The 11,823-nt window shown below is 39.6% G+C and carries 10 protein-coding genes; all 10 read right to left on the bottom strand.

Annotated elements, in window-relative coordinates:
* Nucleotides 1–162: 162 nt before the first annotated feature.
* A complete protein-coding gene (locus N473_RS24120; protein ID WP_063370168.1) occupies nucleotides 163–2,112 on the bottom strand; it encodes a polysaccharide biosynthesis protein in 1,950 nt (649 codons plus the stop codon).
* Between the two features lie 202 nt (nucleotides 2,113–2,314).
* The gene (locus N473_RS24115; RefSeq protein ID WP_063370167.1) at nucleotides 2,315–2,863 is read right to left on the bottom strand and encodes a sugar transferase; all 549 of its coding nucleotides are present in this window, start codon (nucleotides 2,861–2,863) and stop codon (nucleotides 2,315–2,317) included.
* A 14-nt stretch (nucleotides 2,864–2,877) separates the two neighbouring features.
* Complete coding sequence (locus N473_RS24110) at nucleotides 2,878–3,807, bottom strand: UDP-glucose 4-epimerase family protein (protein ID WP_063370166.1); 930 nt, start codon at nucleotides 3,805–3,807, stop codon at nucleotides 2,878–2,880.
* Nucleotides 3,804–4,928 carry a glycosyltransferase family 4 protein gene (locus tag N473_RS24105; protein ID WP_063370165.1) on the bottom strand — a complete coding sequence of 375 codons (1,125 nt, stop codon included), beginning with the start codon at nucleotides 4,926–4,928 and terminating at the stop codon, nucleotides 3,804–3,806. Before N473_RS24105 ends, N473_RS24110 begins: the two co-directional genes overlap by 4 nt.
* On the bottom strand, nucleotides 4,928–6,841 hold the full coding sequence (gene asnB, locus N473_RS24100) for an asparagine synthase (glutamine-hydrolyzing) (RefSeq protein ID WP_063370164.1): 1,914 nt from the start codon (nucleotides 6,839–6,841) through the stop codon (nucleotides 4,928–4,930). The genes N473_RS24105 and asnB overlap by 1 nt, the downstream gene beginning before the upstream one ends.
* 18 nt (nucleotides 6,842–6,859) lie before the next feature.
* Nucleotides 6,860–7,978 (bottom strand): glycosyltransferase, encoded by a 1,119-nt coding sequence (locus N473_RS24095; protein WP_063370163.1) that lies wholly within the window; start codon nucleotides 7,976–7,978, stop codon nucleotides 6,860–6,862.
* Nucleotides 7,978–8,730 carry a formyl transferase gene (locus tag N473_RS24090; protein WP_063370162.1) on the bottom strand — a complete coding sequence of 251 codons (753 nt, stop codon included), beginning with the start codon at nucleotides 8,728–8,730 and terminating at the stop codon, nucleotides 7,978–7,980. Before N473_RS24090 ends, N473_RS24095 begins: the two co-directional genes overlap by 1 nt.
* The gene (locus N473_RS24085) at nucleotides 8,723–9,682 is read right to left on the bottom strand and encodes a polysaccharide deacetylase family protein (RefSeq protein ID WP_063370161.1); all 960 of its coding nucleotides are present in this window, start codon (nucleotides 9,680–9,682) and stop codon (nucleotides 8,723–8,725) included. The genes N473_RS24090 and N473_RS24085 overlap by 8 nt, the downstream gene beginning before the upstream one ends.
* A 16-nt stretch (nucleotides 9,683–9,698) precedes the next feature.
* Complete coding sequence (locus N473_RS24080) at nucleotides 9,699–10,721, bottom strand: hypothetical protein (RefSeq protein ID WP_155735728.1); 1,023 nt, start codon at nucleotides 10,719–10,721, stop codon at nucleotides 9,699–9,701.
* The gene (locus N473_RS24075; RefSeq protein WP_063370159.1) at nucleotides 10,702–11,823 is read right to left on the bottom strand and encodes a glycosyltransferase; all 1,122 of its coding nucleotides are present in this window, start codon (nucleotides 11,821–11,823) and stop codon (nucleotides 10,702–10,704) included. The genes N473_RS24080 and N473_RS24075 overlap by 20 nt, the downstream gene beginning before the upstream one ends.

Here is an 11,823-nt window from a genome sequence, read left to right as displayed (position 1 = left end):
GCTTATTATTTCCAAATTCGCAGGTACTATATCATGCATAAGTGACAATGTAAGTACTTAAAGAGGCAGGAGAAGTAAGTTGGTAGCCCCTTATTGAGCCTTGTATTTTAGAGGGTTAAACCCCTTCGACACGGTATCGGGTCGAAGGGCTAAAATTGACGATTACTTAAAGCTGACAACTTTTCTTTCATCAACATGTTGCAGCTCTTTTTTAGCATTCCACACAAGGTCACAAATACCATCGGTTGGATTAAACCCTGTTGGTGCATCGAGCAGTAGCTGTCTGATGACTTCATGATCAAAATCGTGACAAGCTGTGTCTAGCCTATCTAGGAAGTTAATGAGTTCAGATAATGGCATCATAACTTCATTCGCAGTCATTATCCTCTTATGTGATGTATCTTCAACATTGTCACCAATTAACAACTCTTCATACAACTTCTCGCCAGGACGTAACCCTGTACATTTTATCTCTATATCACCATGAGGATTGGCTTCGCTTTTGATTTCCAACCCAGATAAATGCACCATCTTTATTGCTAAGTCTCTTATCTTAACTGACTCACCCATATCTAGTACAAACACATCTCCGCCTTTGCCCATAGCACCAGCTTGTATAACCAACTGAGCGGCCTCAGGGATCGTCATAAAGAATCGAGTGATATCATAGTGGGTAAGTGTAATTGGTCCACCTTCTTTTATCTGCCTTCTAAACAAAGGTACAACCGAGCCAGAAGATCCCAAAACATTACCAAATCTCACCATACAAAAACGCGTTTTATGTGTGAGCCTAGTATAATCCTGTGCTAAACCTTGCAATACAAGTTCAGCCATTCTTTTTGTGGCCCCCATAACATTAGTTGGTCGTACAGCTTTATCTGTTGATACCAGAACAAATGTTTCTACTCCAGCATTGATAGCAGCTTTTGCTGTGTAATAAGTGCCAAACACATTATTGCGAATACCTTCGACTACGTTGTGCTCTACGAGTGGAACATGCTTATATGCTGCCGCATGGTATACGGTTTGTACCCCGAAGGCTTTCATGCATGTTTCAATTCTATTGACCCTTTGGACTGAGCCCATAATAGGTATCAACTCAATATTTAGCTCTTTTGTCGAAATACTTTCAGAAAGCTCTTTCTCTATTGAATAAAGCGCAAACTCAGATATCTCAAATAAAATTAGTTTTTCTGGCTTTTGATTAATAATTTGTCTGCACAACTCTGAACCGATCGATCCACCAGCACCGGTAACCATAACTGACTTACCCTTAATGTTCGATGCCATTAGCTTAGGTTCAGGATCAACAGGATCTCTACCTAACAGATCTTCAACCTCAACATCCTTGATTTCAGATAAACTTGCCTTTCCCTCGACCACATCAGCCATGCCTGGAATTGTGAGCACTTCAACTGGAAGCTTTTCAAGTTTCGCTAATACTTCTTTGCGTCGAGCTCTAGATGTACTTGGTAGTGCCAATAAAATTTTTCTAACCTTGCCTCTATCAATCAAATTAAACAGCATCTCAAATCCGGATACTGAGATCCCTTGAATGACAGAATGATGCTTGCTTTTATCATCATCAATAAATGCTGATACGTAGTAATCTGGCCCAGCAGTCAATGCTGTCGCAAGCTGTCTGCCTGCTGCTCCTGCACCATAAATCACCACGGGGATTTTATTTACCGAGCCGATACGCCCAACCATCGAACGTACCATGATCCGAGCACCACCAACAGATAAGATGACTAACCAAGCATAAATAAGTGGCATTGTTCTTGGGATGTTGATTTGCAAAAAGAAGGCAGCCATGACTAGCACCACAGTGCTGACAATAGTACCAATGACTATCGCACCGATAGCATGCGCTCCAACATATCGCAACACGGCCCTATACAGACCCAAATTAATAAATACGAATAAACTCACAGGTAGCAATAAAGCTAGCAACAGCCAATTTTTAGCCTCTGTGAACGGTGCTAAGCTGTCTAACCTGACAACCAAAGCTAACCAAAATGCACTAAATACAAAAACAGAGTCTATCAGTAAAGTGAACAGGCGCTTTTTTGCCCGTGAGGTACTTAGCAAAGAACGGAATAAACTATCCACTGTAAATCCTTAATTAAACAACATCCAATACACGATGTAGTAATCTGGCTATAACGTATAAATATACACAAATATTTAAAAACTGTCATGGAAGACTAACTTTTCGTTAGTCACTATTTAGCTTTTTCTCATTGCCACTATTCCTTTTTGAAGCGTTGAGTAACATCTTGGTTAAACCATTTCCTTGCAACTCTGTAAAAGCTTATTTTACACGATCTCCACTGCCTTTACCTGCAACAGTCATAAAAATATATTTAAAATAATTTGACAACGACATGGTGTCTATCATTTCTCTGTCTGTTTTTGCTAACAGTTCAGGGGTGGACATATCTATTTCATTCACTTGGGATAAGCCGGTTATACCAGGCCTAACATCAAACACCTTTTTTGCGTCTCTAGCGTGCGTTAAATCAGTTTGGTTGAACAGGCCTGGGCGTGGACCAACCAAGCTCATTTCACCTTTAAGCACATTCCAAAGTTGTGGCAACTCATCCAACTTAGTTCTTCGCAAAAACCCGCCAAAAGCAGTTATCGAAGACGCACTGGCTAAATGACTAGCAACAGAAGCAGTATCCACTTTCATAGTTCTAAACTTGACCAGAATAAACGGTTTTTTATTCCTGCCGACGCGCTCTTGAGTGAAAATGGGCGACCCCGTATCAAACATGCCAACTACAAATAAAATTAGCAAAAATGGGAAGGCAAACAGCAAACCAAAAAAAGCAAATAGAAAATCAAGTATGCGAATCATTTTTATCTCAGTAATTATTTTTTTGCGGCCAATTTAAAGCCATCTTCAACCGAATAGGGCGGCGTCCAATCAAGCGTATTTTTAGTCTCGGTAATATCTAACTGCAGCGAACCAGTTAATCTATCAACGATCTCTTGTTTTTTTAATACAGCAGCTGCAATTCTAAATAAGAATACAGGCACAGGTATAGCAATATTTTTTTTATTTTGTACACGGGCCATTAGAGCGACCATTTCCGCAGTAGATAAGTCTTGATCATCACTTACTAAAAATGTCTTATTGGCCGCGTGAGGGTGTATTAAACAAACCTTTATTAAATCCACCAAATTATAAACTGATACCAGACTTCGTCTATTGTTTCTAATTGCTCTAAATGGCAAGGGTAACCCTTTTGCCACAAAGCGCATTAACGAAGCAAAATTGGCTTTTACACCTTGCCCATAGACAAGTGGTGGCCGGATAATAACTATATCCATACCTGTTTCTTGTCCTAAGCGAAGTAGTTGCGCCTCCGCCTCGGCTTTAGAAAGTCCATATGGGTCTTCTGGCATCGGTTTATCACCTGCGCAAAAGGCAGGTTTATCGGTTGTGCTCTCACCATTCACTTTAATTGAGCTCACAAAAACAAAACGCTTTACGCCTAATTGCGCAGCCTGACGAGCTAGGTTTAAGGTTCCTTGTGTATTGACAGCCCTAAACTCCGCTAATGGGTCCAGTGCTTTATCTTGCATAACATGGACGCGAGCAGCACAATGTACAACAGTTTCGACGCCATCAAGTGCCTCGCTATAATCAGAATCAGCATCGAGGTTATGATGAAAAACCTCTCCTAAGCTCGACGACTTCCTACCCAGTAAATTAATCTCATAGGTCCCTAGCTCTGCCAAACTATGTGTTAAAAACCCACCAACAAATCCTGAGTAACCAGTGATCAGTAACTTCATGAACCTTCCTCATATATATTCATGTGGGTCTGTACGACACTATTTATATCAAAACAACGCTCTGCTAGCATTCTACCAGCTCTGCCAAATTCAGCTCTACGTTCATCACTCTCTAATAACGAAGCTATACTAGAAGCCAACTCTTCCACATTTTTACTTTTGACTAGTAAACCACTTACATTAGGCTCAATTGCATCTCTGCATCCAGGTACATCTGTCGTTATCACCGCTCTCCCGCAGGCCGCTGCTTCAATTAAACTCTTAGGCAACCCCTCCCTATACGAAGGTAACACCATTATATGACAACGAGGGATAACCTGTTCAACATTTTTTGAATACCCCCAATGCTCGACAAGACCAGAATCAACGAGTTCAGATAGTTCTTTTTCTGATAATGAATTGGGGTTTCCAGGATCGACATCACCCACCAGTACAAATCGCGCGTCACATTCAGTTTGCAACTGTTTTGCCGCCTCACAAAACTCACCTACACCTTTATCTTTGAGCAGCCTAGCTAAAAACATAACGACTTTCTGTTGTTGCAAAAAATCCGGTTCTGGGGACATTTTAAACGTCTCTAGACAAACACCTGAGCCTCGTATTAACACACTCTGCTCTTCGGTAATGATATTGTTTTCTAGAAAGATAGACTTATCATTTTTGTTTTGAAAAATGACTTTTATGTCATTGCCACAAGCCAAGTTATACAACTTAGTGACAAAAAACTTTAATACCTTTGCTTTAAACGAATCATCAATAAAGACAAAACCTAATCCGGATATCGATGCCACACGACGTGCAACCTTCTGAAAGCGCGTCACTAACCCACCATAGATAGCGCCTTTGATTGTCACCATATGCGCTATATCCGGAGAGACCTTTTTGACTATACCGTTAAGCGTTGTGATTACTTTTAGCTCTTGCAATATGTTTGTGCCACTTCTTGATATGGGCAGAGGGTGCACGCAAATACCATACCCCTCTAACTCATTTTGTCTGTCTGTAATGCCACATGCGATATGCACTTCATATCCGTTTTTTATTGCTTTTAGAGCGATTGGTAAACGATGAGATATAAAAAACCAATCAACATTTACAATAAAGAGTAACTTTTTTTTCATCAGTGGTTCTTCTCAAGCCAAAGTTGGAACATCAAGATATCCCACAAATGATATTGATGATTTTTTTTACCAGAGCGATGTTCTTGCCACATTTCTGAGACAATATCAGCATTAAAATACCCTTCTTGTATCAGTCTATCTTTATCGAGCAGCTTATCAGCCCATTCAACAAGCGGGCCTTGAAGCCACTGTGCGAGCGGAATAGCAAAACCCGATTTAGGCCTTTCGATCAATTCTTTTGGAACATACTTGTATAAAATCTCTCTAAGGCAAGATTTTGACACACCGTCTTTTAACTTCTCATTTAAAGGAAGGTGCCACGCCATTTCAAAAACCGTATGATCTAAAAATGGTACTCGCGTCTCCAGCGAGTTTGCCATCGCAGCCCTATCTACCTTTACAAGTATGTCATCTGTCATATAAGACAAGGTATCTAAAGCCATCATCTTTTCTACTGATGAATCAACTTTAGGTTGGGCACTTCGGTCAGATACGACGGTAGCCGGTTCACGACTGCCCAAAATGACTTGCTCCGGGTTTTTCCAATGTGAAGTTAAATTGATATACAACTCATCCGCATTTTTACATCCCAACACATCGGATGCTTTATGCATTTTCGCACCGAAATTTGACATTTTTGCTTTAGTAGGCAGTGCACTTCCTACTTTATCCCAAACTCGTTCAGAAATAGACGATACTAACTTACTTCCTAGCTTACGAAGTGGAAGCGGGATTTTACTGAGTTTTGACCATACTTTATCGGTATATATATACCGATTATAACCGCAAAATAACTCATCGCCCGCATCACCGGACAGTGCTACAGTGACATATTCTCTGGCTTTATTCGCAACTAAGTACGTAGGAATTTGAGATGAGTCAGAAAATGGCTCGTCATAAATACCTGCCAGTTTATCAATCACTGACAGGGCTTCCTCTGGGGAAACATATACTTCCGTATGGTCTGTTTTTAAATGATTTGCCACCTCTTTTGCAAATTCAGCTTCATTGAATGCCTTATCTTCAAAACCAATAGAAAAGGTCTTTATCGGTTTATTTGACTGTTCTTGCATTAAGCTCACGATTAAAGAGGAGTCTATCCCCCCTGATAAAAATGCGCCTAGCGGTACATCTGAGAGCATTTGCCTTTTAACGGCTTTTTTAAGCGTCGCTTCAAGATCGTCTGTCGATTTATCTCTTATTTGATTTTGAAATGACTTTTCAGGATCCCAATACGTCGATTGTGATACACCCTCACCATCATAAGTCGCAATTTTTCCAGGCATCAATTTATAAACATTGGTATAAATTGAGTAAGGTGCAGGAATGCAGTTATGCCTTAACAATAAGGTCATTGAATCCCTAGAAATGTCTGCAATAAACTTGGGGTGAGCTCTAAAAGACTTTAACTCAGAGCCAAAAATAAACATATCGTTCTGCTCAGAGTAATACAGAGGCTTTTCACCGAATCGGTCGCGGGCTAGCTGTAATGTCTTTGCTTCTCTATCCCATAATGCTATCGCAAACATGCCAATGGATTGCCGCAAAGTTTCTTCTAACCCCCAAGCTTCAACGCCACGAAGTAGTGTTTCGGTATCGGAGTGCCCTTTCCAAATCAACTCTTCTTTTGCCTCAGCATTTAAAGAAGCTCTGATATCCAAATGATTATATATTTCGCCGTTAAAAACCAATACATAACGCTCTGAATCAGAAATCATTGGCTGATGACCAGCAGGTGATAAATCTTGAATTGCGAGCCTTCTATGAGACAGGCCAATACCTTCACCTTCATCAAACCATATACCACCACTATCTGGTCCACGAGAATAGATCCCTTGTCCCATATCCTCTAGTACTTGTTGATAAGGCAAACTTATATCTTGCTTATAGATAAAACCTGAAAAACCACACACAAATATTCTGTCCTAATATCAATATGATTGACTATATAATTGAAAGTACTTTTTTTGAGCACTTTGTATAGAGAAGTGGTTGACAACTCTTTTCTTTGCACTAGCCCCTAATGCCTGTCTTTCTGACTCAGATTGTAACAACAATTTGTTGAGAGCATCAGCAATACTCTGTGGAGACGTATCAGCGCATACAATCGCGGTCTCCCCTACTAGTTTTAATGCATCTCCTACATTTGTCGTTGTGCAAGGCAGACCCGCGTACATAGCTTCACCAAGTACATTCGGAAACCCCTCCGAACGAGAATGAAGGCAAAATATATCCATTGCATTCATAAAACTTGCTACATCTCTAGTTTCATCTTGCAAAACAAAGATGCCGTCTAAACCTTGTCTTGTGATGTTCTCAGCCAACTCTTTATTTTCACGATTATTCCCTCTCCCAACCAAAACAAACTTCACGCGATACTTTGGATCTATCAGTGCCGCAGAACTGACAAATAAATCTTGCGCTTTATCGCTTGAGTATCGCCCTACACTGCCAATTAACACAGTATCGCTATCTACCCCCAATTGCTCACGTAACAAACTACGCTCGGTCTTAATGTTTGGGGGCACAAATCCGTTTTCTATAACCGTCATTTTACTTTCGTTGTAGCCACACTCAATGTGATAATTTTTGGATGCCTCAGCTACACATACTATTTTGCTTGGTATCGAATACGAAAGCTTGGCATTTATTTGACGCACTATTTTCGTCATTACCGCACTGCTTTTTAAATAGGTTGTTCGAATGTTCCAGAATATCTTTTTAAAACCCAATTTTTTTGCTGTTAGGCCACCCAACAGCTCAGCATGATACATCCAGCATTGTATGACATCATGCTCAGGATCGAACTCACTTAAGACGCTATGCAGCTTTTTCAAAAATTGAGGTAATTTTACTAAACTATAATCACACGAAATGACTTTAATGCCCTTGCGTTCAAACTCATCCCATAACGGCGTTCTAATACTTTTTAAACTTACAATGACGTGTTCAATTTCAGGGTTCTGATCACGAAATTCAGAGATCAAAAGGTCAAGCTGACGTTCGGCTCCCCCTTGAAACAAAGCGCTAATAACATGTACTACTTTCACTAACGAACCCCATTGACGAAATAATGCCACAAGTATTTAAATAATGTTGGGTGTGACCAAATAGCAGACTCTAAACTATTAGACTGCGTCGATTTATCACCAACTAACAATTGTTCTAATACTGCTGGTAAAAACTTTAAAATCTCTTTCTGCTGAACAATTGGATACGTTAAAAACCAGTCTTTTTTTGAAGGTTCAAAACAGGCCTGCTTTAAAATACCACCAGTATCTATGCCTTCATCTACCAAATGTATGGTGGCGCCAAAGTGCTGCTTATCCTTATTAACTAATGCCCAATAGCCACCATGTACCCCTCTGTACTTAGGCGTTAACCCCAAGTGAATATTGACAATAGTTTTCTCAATAGATTGAATAAAAGTCTTTGACAAAATACGGGTACCGCAAAGAATCACGAGGTCAGCATCCTTACCTTTCACATGTGAAATAACATCATCGGCATTGACATTAGGTACTGTAAGGTAAGGCGCTACCTGATCCAAATTAGTCATATCAGCAGTTAACTCTTTAACTCGGCCACTAGACTTACCGGAGAAAATACGCATTAAAATCATAAATGCAATTTGGGAAGCCACTTTAATAAGCCCTTGCTTTTTTGCACGCCTTTTCAGCATATTTACTTTATCATCACGCTTTTCTTCTAACCATTCAACTTGATGGCCAGCATCTAATAAAGTAGCGTTGAGCATTTTGGTAGTTAAACTATCACTACCTAATACTAATATTTTAGCCATTTGAAGTTTCCATAAATTTTTCTGCTGCTTCTTGCATGGTTATTGACGCAAAGCCATATCTTTGATGGAGTCGTTTCTGATAATTAATAATATCTGCGAGCTGAGCCATATTTTCCTTTTGCGAAGCACCAAAGTTATGAGGGTGCCACCAAAGATGAAACAACTTTCCTTTTTTGGCAGCTTGTTTCATGGACCATTTAATTCTCATGATTTTGAGCGGCTCTAGAATAGATAGCTTTTTAGAGTAAGGTCTGAAAAACAAACTGGCCGGAATGTTTAACACGCCACTTTCATGGTCTTTACTTACCTCTTGTGCAAGGCTCCCAGATAGTGGTAAATAACTATCTATCAAACGAAACGCTCTTTTAACCAAGCTTTGACCTTCATAATTATCCGCATTATATGCCCAGTGTGTTGGATTTCCCCTATAGATGTACACGCCATTCTCTTTGCACTTTTTCAAGTAATCCGTATTAACTTGATTACGAGGAAATACAATGGATTTCAACTCAACATCAAAACGAGATGCCACAGCCTGATTAGCCTCTAAATCTAATCCAAACTGATGTAATGTTTGCCCCTTTTCTAAACAATAGTAATGGCAAAAGGTATGTGAGGCTAACTCTTGTCGTGGGGATTTTGTGATCATATCCACTAAACCCGGAGCAAAAACTAACTCAGGATCCTGTTCAGCAACTCTTTGTTGATACGGTGAATAATGAGTGTTTGTATAACCTGGCCCATTTTGAGGTGAGGAGGCGTAAAAGTCTTCATAATTTTTACACCCAAGAGCACCCACTGTTGCCCAAGTACATGCAATATTATTTTGCGAAAAAAGCGCTAATAGGTCAGGTACTATTTGGTGAACTTGTAATAGGTTACTTTTATAAGAATCTGAGGCGCTATCATGAACTCCCCAAAGTAACTCAAAATCTAATGATATTATAAACATAACTTCCCTATCTTCGTTACAGTACACCAAAACCAAGTAACGGTTTTCCTAACCGAGTATAATAACCTAGTACCAATAAGAACATAAACATCCCATAAGCAAATAACCTACGCATCGGACTTAAATTAAGAGCCACAATCACAGTTAAGATAAACGCACTTTCGAATACTCTTGCCGTGTAGGCACTTACAAAATAAGTTGCCAAATAAAAAATAATACATGCCAGGGCAAAAATGTATTTTTGTACAAATGCCTTTCCTGCCGCATAATACAAAAGCAGTATAGATAACCAAAATACGAGACCAAACCCTGATGTGACTATCGTGATGGCCTCACCAGTTGCTTGTCTTGCACCTAAAAATGAGCCTATGATTATTAGTGAACTTCCCACAGTCAAACTTATAAAAGCCATCGCAAAGCTTTTTACGTCTTCTGCTAATCTGGAATTTTGTAAAATGGACCCGATCACAGCAAATAGTACTAAAATAAAAAACGAAGAATGAATAAATGGTGTAGAGATTACGAGTAAAAACCTTAAGTAATCTTTTTTGGTCATGAGTGCAATGATAAATATTGCAATGGCAAAACCTTGCCTTAAATGAACAATAAACTTACCGGCAACCTGTGGAAAGATCAGAAGTAGAAGCAAAAATAAAAATGCTTTTTGATTTACTCTAACAATATAATAACTTACGCTAAATGAAGAGATAAGTATAATGCAACGCACCACTGATTCAGGTGTTAAGAAGGTATTCAACCCCATATTTACGAGAAGCCAGACAGGCTCATTGAATAATAAAGATAACAAACCTCCACTATAAAACCTTGCAAAAATAACATCTGAGTTTTCTGCATAATTTATATAGTTTACTCTGTCTAGAATAGAGCTATCTACTGGTAGTGAAATTAAAATTGAAGAATAGATACATGCGATAATGAAACACACCCAGTAATATCTATAGTCACATGGCTGCAGTGTGAAAGGCTGTAACGCTGGTAACTTAAAAAAGCTTAACCTACTAAGCATTCGTTCTCCCATTAACAATACTATGTAAAACAGATTCCCACTGATGAACTACATTACTAATAGTAAAAGGGCTTACCGTCGCATAAACTCTGTCTCGCGATACCTTTTTACTTAGTTGCTTTTGAATCGCGGCAGCGAGCTCCTCAACATCCCCCTGCGTTACAAGCTCACCGGCATCACTAGAGGAGATAATTTCTCTTGGGCCACTTTGACAATCAAATGAAACCACTGGAGTGCCTAATGCCAAGGACTCCAGCAGTACGTTAGGGAACCCCTCGTAAGCAGAACTTAACAGCGTCAACTGAGCCTTTGTATAATAATCAGACACATTAGATTTAAACCCTTCAAAGTCAACATTAGCTATCACATTAAGCTGTGTAGCCAAATCCTTAAGTTCACTCTCTAAAGGGCCAGTGCCAATAATTTTCAACCGTAAACTAGGATGATTCTTAACTACTAGTGCAAACGCATTTATCGCGTGGTGCAGCGCCTTTTGCTCTACCAGTCGACCAACACAAAGAATATAATTATCTCGCTGTACATCGCTAGACAAAATAGCCTCTCCCTGTTGTCGTATACCCTCGTTAACTGGGTTATAAATAAATGTACTATTGCGCTCAAGGCTGGGCTTATATGTCAGTAAATCAGCCCGCATTGCTTCACATTGGTTTATGACCAAATCTACTCGAGCATAAAAAAAACCAACAAGGGGAAGTACCACAGACTTTAGCCACAAACTTTTCTCAGTTGCCAATTTGCGAGTAATTGAATTAATATTGCGAGCAATTAAAACAGGCGGGCTATGCATAAAATAACGAGCTATAGCCGCTATTGGCGTTAACTCATAACTAAAAACAACCAACCGCTCTACATCAAATTGCTTTAAATACCTTACTAAGGGGAAAACAGCGCTTCTAGCCTTATCAACACCCAAATTTTTCAACTTTACTTTTTCGTCAATATCAGCGGCTAGGGTCATTTTATGATCATTAAGCGTTAAGAGAGTGACATCCCATCCTCGCTGAGCTAGTGCGCTGGCGATGGTTGCACATACTCGTTCAGCCCCTCCCCCACCCAAGGAGCTTATCAACAGTGTTACAGATTTTTTTTGCAT

It is taken from the genome of Pseudoalteromonas luteoviolacea CPMOR-1, from assembly GCF_001625685.1.
GTDB classification, from domain to species: Bacteria; Pseudomonadota; Gammaproteobacteria; order Enterobacterales; family Alteromonadaceae; genus Pseudoalteromonas; species Pseudoalteromonas luteoviolacea_K.
Note: the sequence above shows the minus strand (reverse complement) of the source record. Positions and strands in the feature narration are given on the sequence as shown.

What these genes read in the sequence shown, in the direction of transcription:
- N473_RS24115 (WP_063370167.1), bottom strand. Translation starts at nt 2,863, where the DNA reads ATGATTCGCATACTTGATTTTCTATTTGCTTTTTTTGGTTTGCTGTTT.
- N473_RS24110 (WP_063370166.1), bottom strand. Translation starts at nt 3,807, where the DNA reads ATGAAGTTACTGATCACTGGTTACTCAGGATTTGTTGGTGGGTTTTTA.
- N473_RS24105 (WP_063370165.1), bottom strand. Translation starts at nt 4,928, where the DNA reads ATGAAAAAAAAGTTACTCTTTATTGTAAATGTTGATTGGTTTTTTATA.
- N473_RS24090 (WP_063370162.1), bottom strand. Translation starts at nt 8,730, where the DNA reads ATGGCTAAAATATTAGTATTAGGTAGTGATAGTTTAACTACCAAAATG.
- N473_RS24085 (WP_063370161.1), bottom strand. Translation starts at nt 9,682, where the DNA reads ATGTTTATAATATCATTAGATTTTGAGTTACTTTGGGGAGTTCATGAT.
- N473_RS24080 (WP_155735728.1), bottom strand. Translation starts at nt 10,721, where the DNA reads ATGGGAGAACGAATGCTTAGTAGGTTAAGCTTTTTTAAGTTACCAGCG.
- N473_RS24075 (WP_063370159.1), bottom strand. Translation starts at nt 11,823, where the DNA reads ATGCAAAAAAAATCTGTAACACTGTTGATAAGCTCCTTGGGTGGGGGA.